The organism is Lactococcus ileimucosae, from assembly GCF_943193185.1.
In the GTDB taxonomy this organism is placed as follows: domain Bacteria; phylum Bacillota; class Bacilli; order Lactobacillales; family Streptococcaceae; genus Lactococcus; species Lactococcus ileimucosae.
This window is the reverse complement of the sequence record NZ_CALPDE010000001.1, coordinates 136,234-162,430: the sequence shown is the minus strand read 5'-3', so window position 1 is coordinate 162,430 and position 26,197 is coordinate 136,234. Positions and strand designations below refer to the sequence as shown.

The 26,197-nt window shown below is 40.1% G+C and carries 16 protein-coding genes; 15 read left to right on the top strand and 1 reads right to left on the bottom strand.

The genetic code is table 11. The features are described from left to right. Window positions 1-220 precede the first annotated feature (220 nt). From NFR51_RS00685 to NFR51_RS00645, 9 genes are all read left to right on the top strand, one after another. Complete coding sequence (locus NFR51_RS00685; RefSeq protein ID WP_251711857.1) at window positions 221-610, top strand: hypothetical protein; 390 nt, start codon at window positions 221-223, stop codon at window positions 608-610. 104 nt (window positions 611-714) lie between these two features. Beyond that, complete coding sequence (gene rnc, locus NFR51_RS00680; RefSeq protein ID WP_251711856.1) at window positions 715-1,410, top strand: ribonuclease III; 696 nt, start codon at window positions 715-717, stop codon at window positions 1,408-1,410. Beyond that, window positions 1,400-4,918 carry a chromosome segregation protein SMC gene (smc, locus tag NFR51_RS00675; RefSeq protein WP_338147361.1) on the top strand — a complete coding sequence of 1,173 codons (3,519 nt, stop codon included), beginning with the start codon at window positions 1,400-1,402 and terminating at the stop codon, window positions 4,916-4,918. Before rnc ends, smc begins: the two co-directional genes overlap by 11 nt. A 93-nt stretch (window positions 4,919-5,011) precedes the next feature. After that, entirely contained in the window at window positions 5,012-7,240 is a 2,229-nt protein-coding gene (locus NFR51_RS00670; protein WP_338147360.1) for an LTA synthase family protein, read from the top strand. A 6-nt stretch (window positions 7,241-7,246) separates the two neighbouring features. Next, complete coding sequence (locus NFR51_RS00665) at window positions 7,247-7,669, top strand: EbsA family protein (RefSeq protein ID WP_251711853.1); 423 nt, start codon at window positions 7,247-7,249, stop codon at window positions 7,667-7,669. Continuing rightward, window positions 7,626-9,197 carry an ArnT family glycosyltransferase gene (locus NFR51_RS00660; RefSeq protein WP_251711852.1) on the top strand — a complete coding sequence of 524 codons (1,572 nt, stop codon included), beginning with the start codon at window positions 7,626-7,628 and terminating at the stop codon, window positions 9,195-9,197. Before NFR51_RS00665 ends, NFR51_RS00660 begins: the two co-directional genes overlap by 44 nt. Continuing rightward, window positions 9,181-11,274, top strand: a complete 2,094-nt coding sequence (locus tag NFR51_RS00655) for a hypothetical protein (protein ID WP_251711851.1) — start codon at window positions 9,181-9,183, stop codon at window positions 11,272-11,274. Before NFR51_RS00660 ends, NFR51_RS00655 begins: the two co-directional genes overlap by 17 nt. Then, a complete protein-coding gene (locus tag NFR51_RS00650) occupies window positions 11,267-12,367 on the top strand; it encodes a YibE/F family protein (protein WP_251711850.1) in 1,101 nt (366 codons plus the stop codon). Before NFR51_RS00655 ends, NFR51_RS00650 begins: the two co-directional genes overlap by 8 nt. Further along, window positions 12,364-13,125 carry a YibE/F family protein gene (locus tag NFR51_RS00645; protein WP_251711849.1) on the top strand — a complete coding sequence of 254 codons (762 nt, stop codon included), beginning with the start codon at window positions 12,364-12,366 and terminating at the stop codon, window positions 13,123-13,125. Before NFR51_RS00650 ends, NFR51_RS00645 begins: the two co-directional genes overlap by 4 nt. Window positions 13,126-13,562: 437 nt before the next feature. On the opposite strand, the gene NFR51_RS00640 is transcribed toward NFR51_RS00645, so the two are convergent. After that, a complete protein-coding gene (locus NFR51_RS00640; RefSeq protein ID WP_251711848.1) occupies window positions 13,563-14,891 on the bottom strand; it encodes a hypothetical protein in 1,329 nt (442 codons plus the stop codon). A gap of 437 nt (window positions 14,892-15,328) precedes the next feature. Between NFR51_RS00640 and NFR51_RS00635 the strand changes: the two genes are divergently transcribed. The 6 genes from NFR51_RS00635 (at window position 15,329) to NFR51_RS00610 (ending at window position 26,195) form a co-directional block, all read left to right on the top strand. Next, window positions 15,329-16,591, top strand: coding sequence for an MFS transporter (locus NFR51_RS00635; protein ID WP_251711847.1), 1,263 nt, complete (start codon window positions 15,329-15,331; stop codon window positions 16,589-16,591). A gap of 163 nt (window positions 16,592-16,754) precedes the next feature. Next, window positions 16,755-20,192 carry an Ig-like domain-containing protein gene (locus NFR51_RS00630; protein WP_251711846.1) on the top strand — a complete coding sequence of 1,146 codons (3,438 nt, stop codon included), beginning with the start codon at window positions 16,755-16,757 and terminating at the stop codon, window positions 20,190-20,192. A gap of 655 nt (window positions 20,193-20,847) precedes the next feature. Beyond that, a complete protein-coding gene (locus tag NFR51_RS00625; RefSeq protein WP_439108846.1) occupies window positions 20,848-22,362 on the top strand; it encodes a hypothetical protein in 1,515 nt (504 codons plus the stop codon). Window positions 22,363-23,350: 988 nt separating this feature from the next. Beyond that, window positions 23,351-24,169 carry an oxidoreductase gene (locus NFR51_RS00620; RefSeq protein ID WP_251711844.1) on the top strand — a complete coding sequence of 273 codons (819 nt, stop codon included), beginning with the start codon at window positions 23,351-23,353 and terminating at the stop codon, window positions 24,167-24,169. A gap of 60 nt (window positions 24,170-24,229) precedes the next feature. Next, window positions 24,230-25,198: an AraC family transcriptional regulator gene (locus tag NFR51_RS00615; protein ID WP_251711843.1), complete on the top strand. Its 969-nt coding sequence runs from the start codon at window positions 24,230-24,232 to the stop codon at window positions 25,196-25,198. Window positions 25,199-25,394: 196 nt separating this feature from the next. Continuing rightward, on the top strand, window positions 25,395-26,195 hold the full coding sequence (locus NFR51_RS00610) for a Cof-type HAD-IIB family hydrolase (RefSeq protein WP_251711842.1): 801 nt from the start codon (window positions 25,395-25,397) through the stop codon (window positions 26,193-26,195). Window positions 26,196-26,197 lie beyond the last annotated feature (2 nt).

Below are 26,197 nucleotides of genomic sequence, written 5' to 3'. Positions count from 1 at the left end.
CAAGGAGGGCAGCGAGTGGTGTTCCGCTTTACATTCTTTTTGCTTTAGCAAAATAGAATGATAATACGCAAGGCGCGCAGCGAGTGGTACCTCGCTTTGCATTCTTTTTAGCAAGAATGGCGCATAAGATGTGTGCTCTTATTTAAAATATAAGTTACTGCTTTAGTATTAATTTAAGCTTATAGTTATAAAATACAGTCATCAGAACAACGGAGAAAAGATGAAACGAGCGAAAATTTGTGCCTTAATTGGGAGTGTTTTTACGACCCTTATTGCTGTATTGATGATGTTTGCCTTTATTCGATTCATAGTTAATTGGGAGGTCAAAGACTTAGAAGTGACCCTGTCTATTGCGGGGCATAGTGGGATTTTCTTGCTGAAACTCTTTGCTTTACTTCTTGTTATTGTCATGTCCATTATGATTGTAAATTGGATTGCTTTTATCCGTATGGACCGTCCAACTGGCGGTATATGGCAGTTTTATCAGTTGATCATTGGTAGTTTTTATATTTTGGTTTCACTTGTGGACTTGCATGTTATGGTGGTGACTTTACCTTTAGGACTTTGCTTTGTATTGTCTTTTGTTTTAGCCCGTATGGACAGTGTATGAGAGCTTATTGGATTAAGCTCTCTTTTCCTTTGTGGCTAATACCAAAAATAAACAAAATTTTGGTATAATAACTAAGTTAATACTAAAAATTAGGAGGGATTTTTATGTTTGAGCTTCAAACTAAGCTTAAAGACGAATTCGGTATAAAATTTGCCGATGAAGAGTTATTAAAAATAGCTTTTACTCACTCGAGCTACACGAATGAAGAACGCCTCCCAAAGGTTGCAAACAATGAACGTTTGGAGTTTTTGGGAGACGTCGCACTGTCTTTAATCATCTCAGAATATCTTTACCGTACCTATCCAGATAAACTTGAAGGTGAATTATCGAAGATGCGTTCTAGCATTGTCCGCACAGAATCTTTAGCTAACTTTTCACGCCAGTGTGAATTTGGTCGTTTTTTACGCCTAGGAAATGGTGAAGAAAAAACAGGTGGTCGCAATCGTGACACAAATTTGGAAAATTTATTTGAAGCATTTCTTGGTGCTCTTTTTCTTGATGCAGGGATGGAAGAAGTAAGACGTTTTATCAACCGTGTTGTTATCCCGCATGTGAAAGCAGATGATTATTTTAAAGTGATTGATTATAAGACCACTTTACAGGAAGTCTTACAGGCAAATGGTGAGACCGTAATTGAATATAAAATTTTGGAAGAAACGGGTCCCGCTCATGCGCGCGAATTTGTGTCCGCAGTTTACAATAATGGGGAAGAACTTGGTCGTGGTCGTGGAAAGTCGAAGAAACTTGCTGAACAAAAAGCAGCAGAAAATGCAATAAAAGGTCAAATTCATGTATCTTAAGAAAATGGAAATCGTCGGTTTTAAGTCTTTTGCTGACCGTACAAAAATCGAATTTGATCAGGGTGTCACAGCGGTTGTAGGTCCCAACGGATCAGGAAAGTCAAACATTGTTGAGGCATTACGCTGGACCTTGGGAGAACAGTCTGCCAAGTCTCTTCGCGGTGGAAAAATGCCTGATGTTATTTTTTCTGGAACGGCTAAAAGAAAAGCATTGAATTATACAGAAGTCATTGTTACCTTTGATAATTCAGATCAATATCTTGTTGGCTATGAAGAAGAAAGTGAAGTAACAATTACACGGCGTTTGTATCGCAATGGAGATTCTGAGTTTTTAATCAATGGACGAAAATGCCGTTTGAAAGATATTCATGAACTTTTTACGGATACGGGCTTAGGTCGAGACTCGCTTTCCATCATTTCTCAAGGGCGCATCGAATCGGTTTTTAATTCTAAGCCAGAAGAGCGACGTGCTATCTTTGAGGAAGCAGCAGGAGTACTTAAATATAAGACACGTCGAACTGAGACAGAAAGTAAGTTAAAGACAACACAAGATAATCTTGACCGGTTAGAAGACATCATCTTTGAGCTGAATGGTCAGCTGACACCTCTCCGGGCACAACGTGATGTTGCATTGCGCTTTCAAGATTTAGAAGCAGAGCGTTCGGAGCTCGCTCTTTCTGTTCTTGTTGCCCAGCTTTTAGATGAAAAAGAAAAATACGAAAAAGCCAAGAAAGAACTCAGAACAACCGAGCTAGATCTGGAAAGATTAAAGGGACAACAAAACAACTATGAGGTAGAGCTTGCTCAGCTGAAAAAATTACGTTTGAAAGTAGAGAGCGATCAAGAAAAACTTCAGCATAATAGTTTGACTTTAACCGAGCTAAAAGCAGAGCTGCAACATAAAATAGAGGTTTTTGATTTACAAAAATCAACTTCTGAAAAATCAGAAGCAGAGCGGAAAAATCGGATAGATGAGCTTGGTGTAAAACTCCTTGAAGTAACGAACAAGAGAGAAGAAGCAGAGCAGAAAAAAACGCATTTGAAAGAACGAGAAGCTAAAGCTCAGCTTCAACTCCAGCAGTTAGAAAAAGAATTGGCACGTTTTTCTGAGGATCCAGAAAGCTTGTCTGAACGTCTTCGTGAAGAGTATTTGAAACTTGTCCATCATGAAGCAGAGCTCTCCAATCAACTGACTAAAAATAAGATGGAATTTGAAAATATTTCACGCCGTCTCATGGAATCTGATGAACATGCACGAGAAAATACGGAAAAGTTCCAAGCTGTGTCTGCAGAACTAACCAAAATTGAGAAATCCTTGAGCGATTTAACGCGGCTTATACATCTTTTAGAAAAAGAATTGGAAGAAAAGGCCGAGGAAGAAACACAGCATGCTGAAAGTGAACGTCACATGCAGAACATCATGTATGACCACATGCAAGAGCTGAGTAAATACAAAGCCAATCTTGCAAGTATGGAAAATATCCGTGAGAGTCACAGTAACCTCTTTCAAGGTGTTCGTGCTGTAATGACACAAGCTTCAAACCTGGGTGGGATAGTTGGAGTTGTTGCTGAACTACTGACTTTTGATAAGAAATATACAACAGCTATTGATATTGCCTTAGGGGCTGGAAGTCAAAATATTATTGTTGAAGACGAAGGGGCAGCAAAAGCAGCCATTGCCTACTTACGTGAAAAACGTTTGGGACGTGCTACTTTCTTGCCTTTGACAACGATTAAACCACGTGAGTTTCATAATTATGAGCGCCTCATAAACATGGAAGGCTTTATTGACACAGCCTTAAATCTCGTTCATTTTGAGCCGCGCTTGCAGCGCGCTATGTCTAATTTGCTGGCAACCACAGCAATTGTTGATACAGCAGAACATGCCAGTCAAATTGCAAGAGCGATGAACTACACGATTCGTATTGTAACTCTAGACGGCACGCAGATTAATCCAGGAGGTTCTTACTCAGGAGGAGCGGCAAAGCGTAACACTACAACGTTTATAAGTACCGAAATTGAGCACCTGACTGAAGTCATCGCCTTAGCAGAAAGCAAGCTCAAAGCAGCGGAGAGCAAATTGCAACAACAACAAGCTGCAAGACAAAGTTTGAGAAACCAAGTGGCGGCATTGCGCTCAGATATTCAAGAAAAACGCCTGTCTGAACAAGCACTGCAACTGCAGCTCAAACAACTGTCAGAGCAAAAATCAGACCTTGAAGCCTTGGTGGCTGGAGCTGAAAGTACAGAATCACATCAAGCACTGCAAGAGCTGACAGAAGAAAATGAAAAAATTTCGCTGGAGTTGAAAAAAATTGATGAAGAAAAGCAAGCTCTGGATGGTCAGCTAGAGGAAGTGAAATCAAGCAGTCAAAGTTTCAATGCACTTAAGACACAGAAAAGCAATGCTTATCACGAGAGTAAAATGCTACTTTCAAATCTGGAAAATGAATTGCGCTTTGTGCAAACGGAGGTTGACCGCTTGAGTGAGGAGCAAGTCCTTGTTCAATCAGAGATGAATAAGCTGGAAGCTGTAAACTCCACTCAGGTTGATGAAGAGAGTCGCAATCGCTATGCCAAGCAACTGGAGGAAGCAGAGACAAAACTTCAAGACTGCAATGTGACATTGGTCAGCTTGCGCTTTGAACGTGATGATTTACAAGCGCAAGTGGAGGAGCTAGAAGAACAAAATCATGAGTTGCTTGAGCAAAACCAGACGCTTAATAACCAAAAAGCGCGTTTAGAAGTAAAAATTGAACAGGCAGAAAAGCTTTTAAAAAACCGTCAAAACATGCTTTTTACTGAATATGAGATGAGTTTTGATGAGGCCAAAGCAAGGGCTAATTCACTTGATAATCTAGCAGAGTCAGAGCAACAACTTCGCCAACTTGAACGGCAAATCCGTGCACTGGGTCCAATTAATTTGGACTCTATTACGCAATTTGAGGAAGTAAACAAGCGTCACACATTTTTAAGTGGGCAGAAAGATGATCTCCTAGAAGCAAAAGACATGCTTCTTGGAACTATCCAAGAGATGAACGAAGAAGTTGAAATTCGTTTCAAATCAACCTTTGAGCAGATTAGGGAAAGTTTCCAACTGACTTTTTCACAAATGTTTGTGGGCGGGGAGGCAAACCTAGAACTGACCAGCACGAACTTACTTGAAGCTGGTGTGGAGATTAAAGTGCAACCACCGGGTAAAAAATTAGCAAGTCTAAACCTCATGTCTGGGGGCGAAAAAGCGTTGACAGCGCTCGCCTTAATTTTTGCTATCTTGCGTGTCAGAACCGTTCCTTTTGTCGTTCTGGATGAGGTTGAAGCAGCTTTGGATGAGGCGAATGTAAAACGTTTTGGTGATTATATGAATCATTTTGACAACTCTAATCAATTTATTGTCGTCACACATCGTCGAGGGACAATGGCAGCAGCTGGTACTATGTACGGCGTAACAATGGCCGATGCAGGTGTCTCCAAAGTTATTTCTGTGCGCTTAGAGGATGATATTTAGTGGGAAATGGATAGGTCATAAAAAAACTTAAGCTTAACTCAAGACTTATCTGGTAAAATTATTCCTAATGTAAAAAAAAAGGAATCTACTCTTGTGCAAATAAAAAATAAATTGAGGTTAACCTTGAAAAAATTATTCAACAGTTTTAATACACGACTAGGTTTAGTTTGCTGGTCGACCTTCTTTATTTGGGTCAAAACCATGATTGCTTATTTCTCTGTTTTTAAGGGTTTAAACTCTTCAAAGCTTGCAGATTATTTGCTAGTCATTGTTAATCCGATAGGCTTCACAGCAATTTTCTTTAGCTTAGTATTGTTTGTTAAAAGAAAGCAACTTTTCTACTTGGGTCTGCTCCTTATGAACCTCATCGGGAATCTGCTCGTTTATGGGAATGTTCTCTATTACCGAGAATTTTCGGATTTTCTTACTCTAAATACACTGACAGGTGGAGCAGGTATGGTGGGTAAAGGTTTTGACCTAGGAGCAATTGCTGTTTCATGGGTTGACCTTGTTTTCTGGATTGATTTTGTCCTTATCCTCATTCTTTTCCTTACGAAAAAGATTAAAATGGATGAGCGACGTCCAACAACGCTCTATGCTTTCAAAATCTTCAGCGTATCTGTCATGATTTTCGGTTTGAATTTTTGGATGGCAGACTTGACAGAACATCGCTTAGTTTCGCGACAAGCACAATATGATGCGACTTATATTGTACGTTATCTGGGTCTAGGCCCATGGTTAGCGACAAACAGTTGGTATACGCACGTATCTAATGAAACGCGAGCAATGGCTTCAAAAACGGACTTTACTAAGGTTCAAAATTATATCCAAGAAGAACGTTATCTTGCTCCCAATGATGAAATGTTCGGTATTGCTAAAAATCGCAATGTCATTGTCATTCATCTCGAGTCCCTACAGCAAGATGTTATCAATATGAAAGTAAATGGTGAAGAAGTTACACCTTTCCTAAATTCACTTTATAACAATAATCCTTCTGTTTATTCCTTTTCTAATTTCTTTAATCAAGTTGGACAAGGGAAAACATCAGATGCGGAAACGATGCTTGAAACGTCCACATTTGGCTTAGCGTCAGGTTCACTTTTTTCAAGTCTGGGCAGCACACAGACCTTCCAAGCCATGCCCGCAATCTTGCAGCAAAAAGAAGGTTACTCTAGTGCAGTCTTTCACGGAAACGTTGGTTCCTTCTATAGCCGTAACAATGTTTACCGCAATATGGGTTATCAAAATTTCTTCGACCAATCTTTCTTTAATCTTACACCGGATAACTCGACAGCTTGGGGCGTAAAGGACAAGTATTTCTTTAAGGATTCTATTCCGTATCTTGAACAGTTACAACAACCTTTTTATGTGAAATATCTGACTGTTACGAATCACACACCCTATACAGGATTGAAAGATTTTGAGATAAATCCAAAACTTTTAGAGGGAGGATCTGGCAACTCAGTCGTTGATAATTATTTTGTAACTGCAAATTATTTAGATTCATCAGTTAAAGATTTCTTTGATTATTTGAAGAAATCAGGACTTTATGAAAAATCAATTATTGTCCTTTATGGCGACCACTATGGCATTTCTGGCTCAGATACTAAATACTATGCACCATTTATTGGTAAAAATGCAGAAGACTGGACAGAATACGATAACACAATGATGCAGCGTACACCATTCATGATTGATATTCCGGGACAAACAACTGGACATATCAGTGATGAGTACATCGGTGAAATTGATGTTATGCCAACCTTGGAACACTTGTTGGGAATTTCAACTAAAGATTACATCCAGTTTGGTCAAGATGCATTTGCACCCAACCGTGAGAAATTTGTAGCGCTTCGAAATCGTGGTTTTGTTACGCCTACAATCACTAAGTCAAGTGCAACAAGCTCTGTTTATTATGATACAAAAACAGGAAAAGTTTTGACGCTAACAGAGCAGCAGCAAAAGTATGTGGACAGTATTCAGGAAAAAGTTAATCAGATGTTAGACATGTCTGATACTTTCAATACAGAAGACTTGCTGCGCTTCTATACGCCACCAGGCTTTAAGCCAGTACAACCAGGAAGCTTTAGCTATGGTGTAAACTCAACACGAGAACGTTTGAGAAAAGAACAAGATGTGCTGAAAGCACGTTCGACATCACTGCTGTCAGAAAACCAAGGCGTTTCTTCTGTGAGTCTCTTTAATGACCCTGTATTGGCAGCCCAAAAAGCACAAGAAGAAGCTGAAGCAGTGAAAAATGCGGAAAAGAATGGCACCAGTAGAACATCTTCCACAGCTAAAAAAGTTGAGAAAGGAAAGTAAACTTTTATGAAATCAGGATATTTTCAGCCTTTGACAAATGCTTATAAAATAGCTTGGACATGGTGGGTTATTCTTCTTTCTTTCCAGCAAGTGCTTTTCTATGAAAATAATCTTCGGACGAATTGGTTTCAAATCTCTATCCTTGTCTTTCTGGTTTTTGCTTTTTACTTTTTAGTGAGACAACGTCGATTTTTTGCTGCAGAGGATGCCTTGCATTTTTCTCGGGATTTTCGTTTAGGGATGCTCAAAATAGATTTCGCTTATATGAGCTCAGTTAAAGTTACGCCAAGGACGCTTCGATTTATTTATATCGGCAAGGAATATCAGTTTGTTGTATTGGGAAAATCCAATCAACTTCTACAAAATGTACTAAAGGAAAATAAAGTTGAATACACTACATCAGCACTTAAAAGATCCGAAAAAGTTTAAGATTTTTTGGTCAAGTATTTTTGGCCTTCTTTGGCTCGGAACAAATATCTATGTAATCATGGAAACGCCCGCTTGGAATGAGAAGTATATTACAGCTTTCATTTTAGGGAATGTCTGCATGTTTATCGCAGCCGCCTACATGGTTTTCGTTTATCGCTCATTCAAAAAAATAGCTACCCTGACAGAAAATAAAATCCAACGTTACTATAAAATGTCAATGTGGATTTTAGGACTTGCAGTATTGCTTGTTCCTTTTTTCTTTATTATTCATGTCCCTGATTCGGCACATGATTGGGATTTCTTTGTCATCTTGAGAAACAGTCTTTACTTGGGGGGACGTTCCTTTATAAATCTGCCAATGACAGAAGATCAGCTCTTGTATTTCTTGCGCTACCCTAATAACCAATTTTTTGGGATAGTTTATAATACGATTTTTGCCCCTTTTAGGACCTATTCTTCTCTTATTTTAGCAACGACAGCTGTAGCAGCAGTTCTTACCAGCCTTTCCGTCTTAGGTGGTTCACTCTTGATTAAAAAGATATCCGATGTTAAAATGGCCCTGCTCTATAATTTGGTGGCCTTTGGATTTTTCCCTTTTTATATCTATGGTGCTCAGCTCTATACTGATACAGCCACTTTGCCATTTGTCATTTTTGGTCTGCTCTTTATGGTTTACGCACTTAAAGCAGAGAAAACAAGCAAGATGATGATGTGGTGGGTTGCTGCCTGCTTGGTTGTATTTCTCGGATTTAGCATAAAGCCAACAGTTTTTATTCCGATGATTGCTGTCTTTTGTTTCCTCATTCTTAATCGCAAATGGAAGAAGCTTCTCATCATGCTGCCTATTGCCGCACTTCTCTTTGTTGGTGTTCAGCAAGGGGTCAAGTCTGTGGTTTCCTCAGATCCCGCATTTTCAGAGGCAGCCAATGACCGTTACAATTTGCCGATGATTCACTGGATCACAATGTCCTTTGATCCCATCAATAGATACGGGGGCTTTAATCCAGACGTTTTGGCCTATTCCCAATCATTTACAGACGTAGAATCTAAAAAAGAGGGAATTGCACAGCGCCTTAAGAATAATCTGAGAGAGATGAGTGTTTTTGATATTCTATTACAACTCTGGCGTAAGATTATGTATACATGGTTTAATGGTGATTTGAGTAGCTTCTTTTACACCTATCGTCATTCTAATCCCTTTGTTTTCCGTTACTTTGACTGGACAAGTTTTGCTCCAGAAGAAGGCAATATCACGGGCTGGCTATTGCTCAAAGCGGCCCAAACCCTTTATTGGTTGGCTATTGTTCCACTTATGTGGTATGAAATCTTTTTGGGGATTTTCAAAAAACATAAAACAGAGTGGTTTATTGTTGGACTTTCAATGGTAGGTCTCACAGGCTTTCTCTTACTTTGGGAAGCCAACTCGCGTTATCTTTATAACTTTGCGCCAGTAATGCTTGTCTTAGCAACTATGGGCTTGGTTGACTTTATCAAATCTTATAGGAGGAAAAATGGACTTTCTGAATAAAAGCATGTATCGCATTTTGCTCGGACTCTTTGCTGCAGCTTTGGTGCTTATGGCTATACAGCCCTATACGGATGTGGGTTTTTTAGAACCAATTTCTGTATTATTGTTGGCTGGTTTGCTCTTTTTCCTTCTCCGTTTTGCCTATCAAAAATTCCATAAGATGAATAAAAAAGGCCTGAAAATATTTATTTTCGCCTTTTTTGCGGTATTTATTTTGTTTCAGATTATTTCTGTTACTCAGATTCATATGATGGTTTTCGGAGACCCTTGGCACATACAAGCTCAAGCGACACGCATTATGCAGGGAGATATGGTTTGGGATGTTTGGATTCGACAATATCCTAACCTCCTTCCCTTAGTGGCTCTGAACGTCGGATTTATGAAACTTGCTCAATTGCTTCATGTGTCTTATTATGTGATTTTTTATGCTTTCAATATTTTTATTAATACGAGCATTTGGATCTTGATGATTCGTTTTCTTTGGAAGAAAAGAGCAGCTCTTGCAGCCTTTGTTGCCTTACTCATGGTCATTCTTCCAATGAATTACGATTTTCTTCTAAGAGTAGGTTACTCTGACGGTTTTGCGATTTTAGTCTTACTGATTATTGCACTTAAGTTTGATAAACTACAAAAAACAGAGACGTTTGGCGTTTGGCAATTTATCAGTACAGCGTTCCTCTTTGCAGTAGGATACTTGGCGCGCCCCAATATTATTATCGTTTTAGTTGCTTTGGCCATACTCGGCTTGGTAGCTTTTAGCCAGCGTCAAAAATACAAAAAATTATGGCTTTCTATCACTAAACTCCTTTTAGCTTCTCTTGTAGGAATTATTTTAGCGATGGGAGTGACTCGTGGTTTAGCGAGTGTGATGCAATACGATCTCAAAGGTCCAGACGTTTTTCCAACTCTCAACTGGATTTATGAAGGGATTAACACGGACTCGATGGGAACTTGGACTCCTGCTGATCGTGACTATACACTCAATCACTTTGGTTTCGAGACAGCAAAAGATGCAAATATTGCAGGGATAAAAGAAAGACTCGCATATCTGGGACAAAAGCCTTGGATGATTCCAGTGCTTCTCCTTGGAAAATTTGGGCAGCTATGGTCTTGTGGAACATTTGCTACAGCAACAGATTATCAACTTTTCTCTGGACATTATAACTGGACCAAAGGGCCTGGCTGGCTGATTGATAATATCGGGGCTGTTAATATCCTTATTTCAACCTATGCCAAAGCACTTATGACCCTCTTCCTCCTGGCCATTGTTTATCGCCTTTGGAAATCAAAAGAGGAAGAAATCTCAGTTTTTTCTTTGTCTATTTTGACAACGATGGGGATTACGCTCTTTCACACGTTACTTTGGGAAGTTAAACCGCGTTATCAATTTATGACGATTGCGCTGATTATACTTGCTGCTGCGCTGAGTTTTGATAAGATTTTTTCTGAAAAGGCCTCCTTTAAACCTGAAAAGGGAAGAAAGAAGTTTTTAAAAATAGCTTATCCAGTAATGGCATTTTTGTCATTAGGATTGATGCTTACCCTAATGCAGGTACAGCCTAAGCAGAAGATTACCGTCAATGCGCAACAACATTCTCTCAATCACTTTGGCTACAGTAAGGGGAGTATTGAACTTGGTGCGGGGGAAAGTCTTTCCCAGCCTTTTGAGCTTGCTACCTCTGCCAATCATATTGATTTCAAATCCTATGCGACTATGGAAATGAAGTTGATTATCGAGAAAAAGGAAGCAGGAGGATGGAAAAAAGTGGCTGAGCAAGCCATACTTCCAGAAGATGCGATAACTGTGTTAAGAACAGACATGACCGCCGGTCAGTACCGCATGCAGGTTCAAAACATACAAAAAGTTCCTGTTACCATGTCTCTGATGACCAATACTGAAAATTTAGATTATCCTTATTTGATTGAGCTTCCTAACGACAAGCAGGCTTCGTTTGGATTTTCTATCTCGCAAAGACAGCCTAAGACAAAATTCCCCTTGGGGTTGATTTTAGGCTTTGCTGTGATTTATTTGCTGGGCTACTTTGTTGTCTTAGCTGTGGTAAAAGATAATGATTAAATTCTTTTTGAAAAAAATTCTTCTGCCCTGCTTGGCTGCAGTGGCAGCTTTTCTTATCATGGATAATAATGCTCAATTTTATCAAGAACCCTTGGGCATCATTGAAGAAGTAAAGCATGTTGAAAAGGCAACATTGGATGATAATTTTGGTAACAAGGACACTGAGATACAGCAAAACCTTACGGTTAAACTGCTCAATACAGCTCAAAAAAATGAAATTTTACATTTACAAAATAGCACACATCAGTCTCAGGTAACAGGGCAAATTTTTCGTAAAAATCAAAAAATTCTTCTACGAAAAAGCGCAGGTAAAATGCAGATTGTCGGACAAAAACGCGATGCAGTCATTGTAAGCTTAGCAGTGCTTTTTATTGGGCTGCTGCTAAGTTTTATTCGCTGGCGTGCTTCACTATTTTTAACTGTTTCGCTCGCATTAAACCTTCTTTACTTTGTCTTAGCTCTTGCTTTTGACATTCATTTTACCTCTGTCAATGCTCTGATTACTTTTTCTTGTTTAGCCTTTCTTTTCGCATTCAGTTCTTTGAGTTTTGTACTTGGCTTTACACGGCAGATGTTCCTTACCTTATTGACGACTATTTTAACAAGTATCATAACCTTCTTACTGACACTTTCTATTTTGAAAGCTACAGGAAATTCAGGTGTACATTTTGAAAACATGAGCTATGTGACACAAAATCCCATCTTGTTTTTCTTTGTTGGAGCAATCATAAGTGTGCTCGGAGCAATTATGGATGGTACAGGAGATATTGTTGCGGGTTTATTTGGCCTTTATCGTCAAAACAAGGCCAATGATATTAACATGAGCCAGAAGGATTATATAAAGTCAGGCATGGAAATTGGGAAAGAGATTATCGGGACATTGACTAATGTTCTGTTTATGATTTTTATGGCAGAAACGATTCCGATGACCTTGCTCTTATTGAGAAACGGGAACACATGGGATTATATTGCTGGAACGGCGCTTAACTTAGGGCTCTTACAGACGATTATCTCTGCTATCGGTATTGTTCTTGCAGTTCCCATAACGGCTTTGGTGACAAGCTTTGCTTTAAGAAGGGAGACAATAAAATGAATAGTTTAATGGTTCTCTTTCTCATTTTAGCGCTTTTACTTGTTCTCGTTTCAGGATGGGAAGGGCTACGCAACCTTTTCGGATTATTGATCAACTTTGTCCTGATTTTTCTTATGATAACGCTCCTGTCATGGGGGGCGAATACATTTATTCTTTTATGTGTCGTCTCTGTCTTAATTTTAGCAGTTGCTATTTATATGTCCTCAGATGACAATATGGTGACCAACATCTCTTTCAAAGCAAGTTTTATTGTTGTTTTTTCGCTGATGATTTTAGCGATTCTTGTACAATATTTGGGCAATCTCCAAGGCTTTGCAATTGAAGATACGGAGGAGCTAGAAGAACTGTCTTTAGCTATTGGCTTGAACTTTTCCAATGTTGCAGTTGTGGTTATGGTTATCTCGATGTTGGGAGCAGTAGCAGAGGCAGCCATGGCACTTGTTGCTAGCTTATCCGAAGTTGTAGAACAAGATGCGCAGATGACACTGTCTCAGTTTAGAGAGCAACGCTTTATAATTTCTCAACAAATTCTTGGCACTGCTGTAAATACATTGTTTTTTGGATTATTAGGTTCATCGCTTAGTCTTATTCTTTGGTTTGTAAGACTTCATTATAGCTTTGCAGAAATAATAAATTCCAAGCTGCTTCTGGCAGACATGGCCGCAATGCTCTTGGGGATGATAGGAATACTCTTCGCGATTTTCTTGTCGGGATATTTTGTGGAAAAAGAATTTGAAAAAAGGCATGGAGGAGTATAAAAGTTGCCTCCTTCATGTTGAACGCCTCGCTTTTTATGTGAGCTAAAGAAAGAAGCACAAAGGAAAAATGTAATTTTAGGAAATATTTACGAAAAAATAAAGAAATCGTATTGCAAAACATTAAACTTTTTGATATATTATACATATGAATAAGAATTTATTGGATGGGATTGCGGATCGGCTACATATCAAAGGCTTGAATCCCTTGCTTTCTCTCATCATATGGGAATCACTTTTGTTGTTAGTTGTACTCATTGCAGTATTGTTTGTTATATCGCTGATTTAAAAAAATTTTTAAGCTGTTGAAGTATTTTGTGCCATTAGGGAGGATGAGCAGGAAATACATCAAATGCAGGAATGGAAATAGATTATAAAATGAAAAATCATATCTCTTAAATGTTTACTCAAGAGATATGATTTTGTCTTCTTTATTTCGATTATTTTTCTAGGGCTGCAATTTTCTCTTCAAGAGCTTTGATTTCTTTTTCTAATGTTGCTTTTTGCTGGGGATCTTGGGCGGACTGGAGATCTTTTTTCATTTGTTCCAATGATTCTTTTTGATAAGTAACAAGTTCTTTTTTCTTACTTGATATTTTCTCTATAAGCTTGTTTTTATCACCTTCATCAAGGGGGGTGTAATCAGGAAGTTTGTCATTCTGGAAATAATCGGCTAATAAACTCATTGGTGTAGTGTCTTTATCTTTCATGAGCTTCGTTTTCCATGACGTGTCATAGCGATCCAATAAAAGACTTGCAAAAGCACCAACATCATACGCTTCCTCTACATTTCCAGTAGAGGTTCCGTACCCTTTAGTTTGCTTTCCTAAGGTTTGGATGGCTTGAGTGATATCCTCATCTGTGCGAAGTTGATCTGGGAAGTAAGTATATAATGCTGCCATAATTTCCATATACTGAGCAGAACCTTCTGTACGATCCCAATATTGGGCATGGTCAAAGTCGGTTTTATGCTTTGATTTATACTCATTATAAGTGGCAATTGCTTGCAAAACTAAGGACTTGTCTTTTGGCTGAGCAACAGCTTTCATTAACTCTTGAATCAACTGGTAACGGATAACTCGAGCATCTACTTCATCAAGATGTTGGTCTTTTTTAGAGCCAATTTTTGCAATTTCTTCTTCAGGTAACTTGTCCCATTTTTCTTGTTCAAAGATATGAAAATTTTCATGTAAGACAAAGACCAAGGCATCGTAAGAGCCTAAATGTGGATAGCGATTAAAAAGTTCCTTGTCTTTGAGTGTAGCATCATCCAGAGAAAAATACATTCCTCCATCCTTAAGATCCTTACCATGCACATTATAGTTTGCATCAACCCCGAACTTTCCAAACTGCTTGCCGTAATAGCCCCAGGTACCGGGTGACTCTGAACGATCGACATTCATTTCTTCAGCTTCTTTGTCAGAAAAATCACTGATTTGCCCATCTGGGGTGATTTTCCACATCTTTTTACTGTCTGTGTCTTCTAAGACAACAGGAACCTGAGTAACGGCACTATTAGGCCAGATTTTTTCGGCAACCTCATTATATTTCTTTAGCTGTTGTGCAAATACAGGGAGAAAGTCCTTGACTGTTTCAGGTTGATTTTTACTGGCAATAAAATTAAAAGATGTTGATTTTTCTTCTGTCTTACTTTGTTCTGGCTTTGTTGTGCTTGATTTGTTTGTGTCTCCTTTTGAACATCCTGCAAGCACTGCACTTAAGATTAGAATCCCTATTGTTGTAAAAAATTTTGTTCTGCTTTTTATCATTGTTGTTGTCTCCTTTAGCGACATTTATGCGGAAATTTCCACAGCATTTCTACTTGACAAGTCTTTCTCCTATCCAGTGTCTGATGGTTTTGGAAAAAGACTGCTTATAACTCTTTGTTTTTTCCCTAAGTTTTATGAACTTTCTAGTGACCCTCCTCTCTTTTGAAATCTGTTTGTGTTGGAAAAATAAACATAAAAAGACCTCAAAAAACAAAATTATTTATTCCTGATAAAGCTCATAAATCCTCTCCATATATTAGTACGTAAAGAGATTTGTTTTTTCACTAAATTTTTTCCGGAAAAATATCTTTTTTCATTCCTTTTGGTTATATGAGACGAATATGATAGAATAATAAAGCGCTTTGAAGAAGAATTAATAATAAAAGTTGCTATAACTGCAAAAGAATACTTGATTTTATTAAGAAGGAAAATATAATTTGAATACAACTACAATCAAACCAGAAAACTGGCGAAAGAATTTTTACTTGTTTTTGATAGGGCAGCTCTTAACTGGTGTAACATCGATGATTGTCCAATATGCAATTATTTGGTATCTTACTCTCGAATCTGGGGAAGAATCTGTCCTTGCTATCGCAACCTTGGTTGGTATGTTACCGATGGCTATTCTTAGTCCCTTGGTCGGGCCTTTCATCGATCGTATAAACAAGAAATTTCTTTTAATTTTTTATGATGCCATTGTTGCTGTTATCGCCCTAGGGCTCTTTATTTATGGGATTAACCATGAGGTATATCCACTCTGGATGGTTTTTATTACTATCGGGATTCGTGCAGTGGCACAAACCGCTCAAATGCCAACGGTCCAGTCTATCATGCCTACCATGGTACCTAAGCACGAAATTACTAGAGTAAACGGGCAGTTTGGGATGATTCAGTCTTTGGTTTTCATCGTTTCCCCGGGTATTGGGGCTTTCATGGTCGCTGCCTTTCCTATCCACTGGGTTATTCTACTTGATGTCATTGGCTTTATTTTAGGGGCAGGTATGCTGCTTCTGGTTAAAATTCCTGAAGTTTCTACTCAGGGTGAAAAAATTGCTGTGTTCAGAGATGCCAAAGAAGGCTTCAATATCCTAAGGAACAATAAGCCGATGTGGAAAATGACACTTATCGGGGGGCTCTTCATGCTTCTCTTTATGCCAGCCATGAGCCTCTATCCTTTGGTCACGACGAAATATTTTGGTGGTACGATTGTTCATGCGGGCTGGGTAGAAGTTCTTTATGCGGCAGCAATGCTTGTCGGCTCTTTTGCTGTGGGTGTCTTTGGTAAGGTTAAAGACCGGATGCCTTGGATTATCATGGCCTATCTTGTAGTAGGTTTAACCATTGGGGGCTCTGGGTTCCTTCCCGGGAACATGACGGGATTTTGGATTTTCCTCGTCCTTAACGTTTTAGCAGGTGTTGTCGGACAGATTTTTAATACGATGAATATGGCGCTGACACAGCAGTCTTTTGAACCGCAATATCTAGGGCGTGTCATGGGGATTGTTTCTGCCTTGATGAGTTTTGCTGGACCAATAGGCCTTATTTTTGCAGCGCCTGTTGCAGATACTATCGGTGTACAAAATATGCTTATCATTGCAGGATTTGGTGGCATATTATCAGCTTTCCTTCTTTATTTCACCCCGTCCGTGCGAAATTACGATAAATTTTTGCAAAAAAAATTAAGAGAAAAAACAAAATAGTAATTTTATAAATGAAAAAGCTCCTCAGGAGTTTTTTTTTTACGTTTCAAAGATAGTGTTTTGATTTGCTCCGAAAAATGTTCAAGCCTTATATCGTTTTTTTACTTTCGATAATTATGAGATAATGATTGCAAAGTTAAAATAAAATTAGAACGGAGTTTTTATGCACACAACACACACACGCTATTCCAGTCCAGAGGCAAGACTGGAACGCTTGAAAAAATTTGGCAATGTCGTGATGACTGCCACAGTCGCTGCAGGCTTAGGTGCTGCCGTTGGGACAGCTTGGCCAGTTAAGAAGGTTTCAGCAGAACAAAGCAGTCAAGAGATTATTGCGAAGCAACTCAATAATTTTTCCATATCAAACAGGGCTGATGATACTGCCTTACGGGCAGAGATTGAGCGTTCACTTTTGATTTCTGCTTCGGCTGCTATTTACGCCAACACATCGGAAACGATTATTGATGGCTATGTTGATGAAATTGTCGAAGCATTATTTGTACAACTGCGTGAGGCGGGTACACCTGTCGGAGTGAATGATATGTCAGCCGTTGTTGCCATTGACGGGCATGATATTGCTTTCAATCTTGAAATCTTCGTCTATGATGATACGCAGGCCTTCCTTGAAGATAATCACTTTGTCTTATTTGACCAAGCACCTGCTCAAGAAAATTTGGATGCAGATATGAGTAATCTTCCTACTGCAGTAACTTATAAGGTCCAAACGGGAGAAGTGCTCTCTGTTTCTGAACAAACTTTGAGTGGAGAGCAGCAGCAGATAGAACCACTACTGGCACAAGTGTCTGAAATCCCCACTATCGTTGCTGCTGATCCAGACGGAAATGATCGAATCAACGCCACAGGTACATCTGCACCAGACACGACTGTCACGGTCACCTGGCCAGACGGTACAAAAACATTTAATATTCCTGTCGATGCAACAGGAGTTTGGACTGTAGAGAGCCCAACTCCTCAAACTAGCGGTACGTTAAGTGTGACTGCTATCGACCTTGCGGGGAATGCGAGTCCAATAGTCAGCACGCAATATACGGATATCACTGCACCAGGAAAACCGATTATCTATGTTTCGGATGCCGATAATGACCAGTTTCCTACAGCATCAGGGGATATGGTTGGAGCGTTTCAGGCTGGGACGACGATTACGGTTACTTGGCCTAATGGAACGATGACTGCTGGCGTGCCTCTAGATGCAGCCGGTCATTGGACTATAGAGAGTGATACGCGGCAACCTTCAGGAAATATCGTGGCGCAAGCAGTTGATCCTTCTGGAAATACAAGTCCAGAGGCAGTTGCTCCGTGGCAAGCGGATGATTATGCAGGAATTGATTTTGATGCAGAGCCAATAAACTCAACCAACATCATTTATAAAGGCCAACTTTTTGATGTTTCTGGTACAGTTACAGATGTTGAAGATGGACAAACGGTTACACTTATAATCAGTGGTGGTACCGGAACTGCAAAAGTTTTTAAGACGATTGTCGAGAATGGCAAGTGGAAAGTTTTCGATATTGACTCCTCAGACCTTAATCTTGGTTCTCTCGGTATATCTGTTGCAACAGTTGATCAGGCGGGAAATCAAACAAGCAATGTTTGGGTGACAGCTGTCTTCACTCCTCCAAATATTGAGGTTCTTGATGCTATGACTGTTGTTGAAGGCGAAAGTAGTCAGTTCGTTATTAGTTTAGAAACAGCCCTTGCGTATGATGTTGAGATTACCTACCAAACGAAGTCTGGTACAGCCAGTGAAAGCTCAGACTTTATCGGGAAAACAGGAGTGATTGTTCTTAAAGCTGGTCAAAGTTTTGTTATTGTTGATGTCGCGACGCTTGATGATACTTTTGACGAGGCAGATGAGGAGCATTATAGTTTGCAGTTGATTTCAGCAAAAGCACATATTGGGAACCAACTTTTAGCACTAACGCTCGGAAAGACAGAGGCCAAAGCAACAATTAAGGATAACGATAGAGGGTTTGTCGTAGACACTCGAGCTGTTGTTCACATTAATCCAGTCAGCGCCATCTATGAAAGTCAAGTTTTGAACATCACAGGCTATGTGGAAGATATTGAAGATGGACAAGAAATCATTGTAAGTCTCTCCTCTGCCCTCGGAGGCGTCAAGGAGTATCGAGTTACCATTGTAAATGGCCAATGGTCGCTCTCCAACATCGACTACAGCCAGTTTTTAGAGGACTATACGGTTTCAGTTGGAGTCACAGCTGTTGCTACAGATCAGGCAGGGAACACAGCATCAGACGGAGAAGTATTCGCCATCTTGCCATTACCAACTGTGCGTGTCACCGATAACCCTACCATTAAAGAGGGAGAACAAGCTGAGTTCACCTTTAGTCTGGATCAAGAACAGCCTTATGATGTCTATTTGACATTTACAAGCTTAGGCGGCAGTGCTGGTGCGGGTGATGATTTTGAAAATCTCTCAGGCGGGATTTGGATTAGAGCAGGGCAAAAGCAGGTAACGGTTTTTGTCAATACCACACAAGATTCGATCGTTGAATCAGATGAAAACTTTACAGTTATCATCTTAACAGCACATTTGGACTTAGATGGTGATGCATCTATTTCAGAGATGGACTTGCCTATTCGTATCCTACCACCGGCGAATGAGATTATTTTAGACGACGATGTTTTGGAGGATGGGGAACATAGCAACAGCGTGATTATCGAAAGCATTGCGACAGACAATCACTTGACACTCCTAGAGCAAGCCCAAGAAAAAATAACAGTTAAAGGTCACGCTATGCTGCCTACGGATACGGCTGAATATAGCTTGCTGCTCAAAATTTACGATCAAACTTATAGTGCAATTGTCGCGGCAGACGGCTCATGGTCTTTAGAAATTTCAACGGCAGATTTACTGCAAGATGAAGATTTGATTATTGAGGCTATCTTGACTTCTAAGGATAGCGCCAATAATAGTGCCATGAGTTCAGACAGTTTAAGATATACAGTGGATCACGATACAGAAGCGCTAGAAGGTGCTACGTTAGAAATTCTTCATGTGGCCCAAGATGACCGTGTTTCACTGACTGAGCAGGCGCAGGCTATTGCTGTGATAGAAGGACATTTCAGCTTGCCAGCAGATGTTAAAGAAGCCAGTCTAGCAGTGCTTGTCGGTAATACGACCTATCTGGTAGCGTTACAAGAAGATGGTTCTTGGCGAGTAACTGTGCATATGGCAGACTTATTGGCGGATTCAGATCGACTTGTGACTGCAGTTTTATCTGTGATTGACCAAGCGGGAAATAGTGGTACTATCACTCAGTTAAGAGCTTATAGTATCGATGAAGAGCTGCTGATTCCAGAGGAAAAAACTCAGGAAAGATTAGAAAAAGACAGCCCTCTTCCACCGTCGCAGCTTATAGCAGTTCCGCAAGAAAGTGGGGAACCTTTTGTACTGGAGGTTATTTCTGAAAAACCTTCAGTTGCAGAGAAAGATAAGGAGCTCCCTAAAACAGGGGAAACTTTGGACTTGACTTTAACTGCATCAGGTATCTTGCTTCTTGCTCTAGTGGCTCTCATGAAGAAGAAAAAATCCTTGGAATCAGATAAACACAAAGTTTAGAAAACTTCAAAAATCAATCCGAAATCAAGGGATTGATTTTTTGTAATAAGCGGGTATCGGTGTTGCTTTTTTAATAAAACTTTTCTCAAAGTCATTATCATAACAAAACATTATGATAACATTTCATAAATATTAAGCAACATGTTAAAATATGATGAGAGATACCATTGTATTTGGAGAAACACCCCCAATGACTTATAATCAGGCAACACAACACAACACAACACAACACAACACAACAACAGGCGGTAGATTCCCCTTCTTTTTCGCATGCACCAAAACGTTCCGGATAACTGGGACGTTTTTTGCCCTGCACTAAAGCTAAAAAATAATCGTTTTTGACCCCAAAGTCATAAAACTTCTCATATCCATAAAATTTGAAATACAAGGAAGAAATAAAATGCACGCAACAAACAGAAACAGGAAAAAACTAGGAATCCTTTTAGCCATATTGTCAGTCTTGCTGCTCATCTCAGGAACCTTCGCATGGTTCTCCTTCACACAGCGGGCCATCAATGACCGCAGTGTCAGTGTCAACTTTGAAGAAGTTGGGCGCCTGCACGACTACTTTGACCGCGCCTCAGGTAACAAGGATGTCTTCGCGGAGAACTTTGGCGATGCGCCTATCTTGGTGCGCGTTAAGCTCCTCGAATACATGGAAATCAATGGCGAGTCTCTGGTCCAAGCCGACCCACAAGAGGTGGCAGAAGGCAACGCGGTTCAACCCATCAAGGAAGACACCGGGACATGGACCCCTTGGACACCAGAAGCCTCGGGCAACACAGTTGGCCAACGTGTCGGACCGGGTGCCGTCTTCAACGCCCGTGCCCGCTGGACTGTCGGTTGGCAGCCCCGCGCAGCCACAGACGGCTCAGGTCAGCTGAATGCTCCTTACTTCATGCCGACCTTTAACCGTGCCCGCGACAACCACAAGACAGCTGCTGCAGGCGACGGACGTGACTGGACCCAGTCGGGCGAAGAGGCCGATACCTCTGTCAGCGCCAACGGAACCAATGCCGGAGCAGATGCCACAGGGGTCACTCATCCCGGAAATGGGACAGATGGCTACTGGACCAACGGCAGTACAGCCACTTCTATTTTAGGGACACCGCCTGATACAGAAGACGGGACACACACGGCTCGTCAAACCGTCATCCAAGACCAGCCGGTCATGTTGCTCAGCCAGTGGAATGCCTTACCAGTGCAAGACCGTGTGGGGAACTTCTGGGTGGTGGATCCCCAAACAGGTTGGGCTTACTGGGCCAATCTGCTCTTCCCAGAGGAAGCGACAGCCTTCCTCCTTGACCAAGCCACTCTTGCCATAGGAGGGCTCAGAGGGGACTTGTATTACGGGATTAAGGCTGTTGCCAACATGGTTGCCAACACAGATGGCGATGTGGCAGCCCTGTGGGAAGGCAGCAACGAGGAGCACAGCGCCCTCGCCAAACAGCTGGTGGATGAAGTCCGCAGCGGTATGCCAATCCTAGGTGAAATGACACCGGGTCAAACATTCTCTATGCGTGGCACGCAGTACCGCTATCTTGAAAACAAGGGCGGTGGGAATCATTTGGTCATGGCAACAGCTCCTCAGTTTAATAGTGCGTGGAACACCAATGCGGGTGTAGACAGCTATAATGGTTCAACTTTAGATAATAATATGAAGAATTGGCATAATAATATGCCAAGTGTTATTCGCCGTCAAGTTCAACCTGTGCAAAAAGAATTTGTTGGAGTGGGTCCAGATGTACATATCAGTGCAAATTGGTTTACTAATAACTCAGAAGTGGTCAATGGAGCAATACCCATCATAGGTACACCTCGAGCCTTTATTTTAAACCTTGAAAACCCAGCCTTTACGGCTGCTTTGAAAAATGACTTTGCGGCAGTTGACCCTAATGGCGAGAAGAAGGCCTTTGCCCTTTCTGTAGCAGAACTCAATCATCTTTCGGGCCCAGGCAAAGCTTTCCCAACGATGGCTTCACGTGCTAATGTAGGGTTCACACGAACACCATTTGGGGAATGGCATCCTTGGATAGTAATGACAGTAGGTGCCGTAACAGGATCATTTACTGTACTCAATCATGTGAGCGCTATCAACACAGCAGTAGCACCATATTGGCCCGCCCTCATCCTCCGCGACCAAGACGGCGCATGGACATCAAACATATAGAAGCCATAACCAAGCGATGTTTAAGATTGCTTGGTTTTTTATGTTGCTTTTGTCTCGGCATTCGATAGTGATAGCCTGCTAGAATAAGAAGAGAGTGAAAAGATATGTGCTAGAGCATCTTTCCTTCTTCAGAAAAGCAAAGTTATCGCTTCGGGGTCATAATTAGTCCGTGCCCAGTAACGGAGTATGTTATAATATAAGCATGACAAAGGATATAAAATTAATCGCTTTAGAAATGGCAAACAATTAGTGGATACAATCTAACGAAATAAATAGCGGTAATAAAAGAGATATTGGTAGTTTTTAAGCTTGAAATATTGAGAAGCTCGTTAAGCGATATTTTTTTGAATTATAAGTGATTAAGTATAAAAACTGAAATTGTTACGTAGTTAATTATCGTTAAAAGGTTGGTAATCGTTAAATGATATGTTTTCTTGAAACCTTTGGCACATTTGAATAGTGAAAAGCCTTGCTTTCAAGGCTTTTTATCGTATAGGGGGCAGCTATCAGAGCGAGGGTAAAAGATGAATGTTTAGGTCTGATAGTCCTAAAAGACTATATCAAGAGTATTTAAAGTTGTTGTGAAAATATCGCAGAATCAGAATTTGAGCCTATTTTCTCCTTCTGCAACGAAAATAATCTATCTGGCGTCCCTAGTTTTTTGTCCTAGGCTCTTTGATTAATTATTGTTAATGAAGTTAATCGGCCAGTTACTGACATCAGAGTCAGTAAGCGTAGGAATGATAGATTGTCCAAAGATGACACGACTATATTATCCACCTATTGGAAAATAGAATAGTTTTATCAAATTCTATAAGAATAAATACAGGAGGTTCAGGAAACTGGGCCTTTTTTATGAACAGTCCTCAGTAGGTGATGATACTTTGGCACAAAATGGTAAATGATTGGCGTGAAATGTTGTGGCAATTGCCGCAACAATCCCTTATAATAAATACATAAATCAAATAAAGCAAAAGAGGTTATAAATATGTCTAACAAAAAAGTGATTTTGATTACAGGTGCATCATCAGGTATGGGAAAATTGTCAGCTCAAGATTTGATTAAAGCAGGTCACACGGTTTACGCCGTGGCACGAAGTGTTGATAAGATGAAAGACTTGGAAGCGCTAGGTGGACATATCATGAAAATGGATGTGACAGATGAAGCTGACATTGAGGCGGTAGTCAAAAAAGTAATTGAAGAGCAAGGTCGTATTGATGTTCTTTGGAATAACGCTGGCTATGGTCTTTACGGTCCAGTTGAAGATTTGTCTATGGAGAAAGTTCAACAACAATTTGAAGTCAACGTCTATGGTGTTGCTCGTTTGACAAAGAAAGTTCTTCCTTATATGCGTGAGCGACGTGAAGGTTTGATTATCAATACCTCATCAATGGGTGGAAAAATCTACACACCACTTGGAGCTTGGTATCATGCAAGTAAACATGCAATTGAAGGTTTCAGCGATTGCCTCCGTATGGAAGTCAAAGAGTTCGATATCAAGGTGGTTGTCCTTGAGCCAGGTATGATTAACACAGGCTTTAATGCGACTGTTGCTCAAAACTTCTCTTATGAATCAAAAAATGGACCTTATAAACGGTTAGTCAATGGTTACATTAAACAGATGGAAAATAACCCAACACCAGGTTCAAAACCAGAGGTTATTTCACGAACTGTTTTGAAAATCATCAACGCTCGTAACCCTAGAACTCGCTATCTTGTTGGTCGTGGAGGAAAACTTCTTGTTGGAATCCGCCGTATCTTCGGAGATAAATTCTTTGATATGATGATGATGGCGGCAATGAGATAGATGAGGCACTAATAAATCTTTCATGGTATAACGATTATCTAAATAAGGAAAACAAGGAAAATGAAACTTAACATTACTAATCAATTTCAAGATTTTTTGCAATCTATTGGTGTAGACCTACCTTTGCTTTTAGAAAGAGCAAATGTACCTAATAAACTCTGGAAGGAAGAGATTAGTCTAACCGATTTGGAATATTATCGGCTCTTGCAAGAATTCGATCAAGTCATGACGGAAGAAAATATCCGACAACTTAGTCAGTTTTCTCATATTCAGATGTTTGTACCAGCATTTTTTGCCGCTTTATCTTCTCCAAATGGGTTAGAAGCCCTCAAGCGTTTTGCCCGCTTTAAAAAAATTACAGGTCCAATTGTTGTGGATAGTATTGAATTAGAAAATACCGTCGAAGTCAGCTTTAAGTTTATCCATGCTAACATGGCCTTGCCTAAGTTTTCTGTTCTTAATGAGCAGTTGTTAGTGCTGAGCTTGTTGCGAACTGGTGTTGGAGCTCAGCACTTGTCCTTAGTTGTCGAAAGTCCTTATGATTATGATGACGTGACACTGGAAACCATTGGAGCTCAGGTTCAGAAAGGGGAAACCAACCGTCTGATTTTTGATAAGACTGATTTGTTCAAGCCATTTCTAACCCAGAACAATATCATGTGGCAATACTTGGAACCAGAGCTGAATCAACACTTGGCTCGTCAGGAAAGAGAGCAGAGTTTTACTGGTCATGTTCAACAGGAACTTTACAAAGCCATACCAAGTGGATTTTTTTCGGTGGCGGACATATCACGCCATTTAGGTGTCAGTGTTCGAACACTACAACGAAACTTGACATCAGAAAATACAACTTTTAAACAGGAATTACAGGCTGTTCAGAAAGCAATGGCTTTTTCCTATATAAAAATGGGGCTACCAACAGAGGAAATTTCATATTTAGTTGGGTATAGCGAGGTAAATGCATTTAGTCGAGCCTTTAAAAAATGGACAGGTAAAACAGTAACAGAATATAGAAAAGAAATGTTCTGATGAAACAAAGTTTAAAAAGATGTTCGAAAATTATCTTTTTACTGATGGCAAAGTCATATCCATGTGATGTGGCTTATTTTTATCATTGGAAAAGAAATGCTAAAAAATGATATAATTATACGATAAAACCAAAACGTTAAAAGATTCACACCTTTAGAGCTTTTTGCGCCCCCAAACCGAAATAAGGAGAAATTGTATGATAAAATTAATCGCTTTAGATCTTGACGGAACCCTACTTAACAGTAAAAAGAAGATTTCCGCTCAAAATATTGAAGCCATACAAGCAGCAAGGCAAAAGGGTGTGGAGGTTGTTTTGACAACAGGACGACCTCTGGCAGCCATTCAACCTTTTTTGGAGACATTGGAAATGCTGGATTTTGATGATTTCAGCATTACTTTCAATGGTGGGCTGGTCCAGCGCAACACAGGTGAAATCCTCTCTAAAAAGGTACTGAGTTACGAGGATGTACGTTTGATTAAACAAGAAACTTCTGCTCTGGAAATCCCTTGTGACATTTTGAGTGACGATATCGTGTATGTCACCAAAAGCGCGCGTCCCTCACAGTATACTTCTCTTAACAGCCTTCTGGAATTTCATCCAGTAACCTTTGAACAACTGCCACAAGATGGGATTTACAACAAAATCGTTTCCTGTACAGATGCTGACTTTCTTGATGCGCAGATTCGAAAGTTTCCAAAGGAATTATTTGAGCGGTTTGAAATTTTTAAGACACGTGATATCTTATTAGAGTTCATGCCCAAGGGGATAAATAAAGCTTTTGGTCTATCCAAGCTCATCGAACAGTTAGCGCTCACACCTGATAATGTCATGGCCATGGGAGATGAGGAAAATGACCTGAGCATGATTTCGTGGGCAGGCTATGGTGTAGCCATGAAAAATGCCGTGCCAAAAGTTAAGCAAGCAGCCAATATCATTTCAGACTTTACAAATGACCAGCATGCAGTCGCCCAAGTGATTCAAGAATATGTCTTATAGGA

What these genes read in the sequence shown, in the direction of transcription:
- NFR51_RS00685 (WP_251711857.1), top strand. Translation starts at nt 221, where the DNA reads ATGAAACGAGCGAAAATTTGTGCCTTAATTGGGAGTGTTTTTACGACC.
- rnc (WP_251711856.1), top strand. Translation starts at nt 715, where the DNA reads ATGTTTGAGCTTCAAACTAAGCTTAAAGACGAATTCGGTATAAAATTT.
- smc (WP_338147361.1), top strand. Translation starts at nt 1,400, where the DNA reads ATGTATCTTAAGAAAATGGAAATCGTCGGTTTTAAGTCTTTTGCTGAC.
- NFR51_RS00665 (WP_251711853.1), top strand. Translation starts at nt 7,247, where the DNA reads ATGAAATCAGGATATTTTCAGCCTTTGACAAATGCTTATAAAATAGCT.
- NFR51_RS00655 (WP_251711851.1), top strand. Translation starts at nt 9,181, where the DNA reads ATGGACTTTCTGAATAAAAGCATGTATCGCATTTTGCTCGGACTCTTT.
- NFR51_RS00650 (WP_251711850.1), top strand. Translation starts at nt 11,267, where the DNA reads ATGATTAAATTCTTTTTGAAAAAAATTCTTCTGCCCTGCTTGGCTGCA.
- NFR51_RS00645 (WP_251711849.1), top strand. Translation starts at nt 12,364, where the DNA reads ATGAATAGTTTAATGGTTCTCTTTCTCATTTTAGCGCTTTTACTTGTT.
- NFR51_RS00640 (WP_251711848.1), bottom strand. Translation starts at nt 14,891, where the DNA reads ATGATAAAAAGCAGAACAAAATTTTTTACAACAATAGGGATTCTAATC.
- NFR51_RS00630 (WP_251711846.1), top strand. Translation starts at nt 16,755, where the DNA reads ATGCACACAACACACACACGCTATTCCAGTCCAGAGGCAAGACTGGAA.
- NFR51_RS00625 (WP_439108846.1), top strand. Translation starts at nt 20,848, where the DNA reads ATGGAAATCAATGGCGAGTCTCTGGTCCAAGCCGACCCACAAGAGGTG.
- NFR51_RS00620 (WP_251711844.1), top strand. Translation starts at nt 23,351, where the DNA reads ATGTCTAACAAAAAAGTGATTTTGATTACAGGTGCATCATCAGGTATG.
- NFR51_RS00615 (WP_251711843.1), top strand. Translation starts at nt 24,230, where the DNA reads ATGAAACTTAACATTACTAATCAATTTCAAGATTTTTTGCAATCTATT.
- NFR51_RS00610 (WP_251711842.1), top strand. Translation starts at nt 25,395, where the DNA reads ATGATAAAATTAATCGCTTTAGATCTTGACGGAACCCTACTTAACAGT.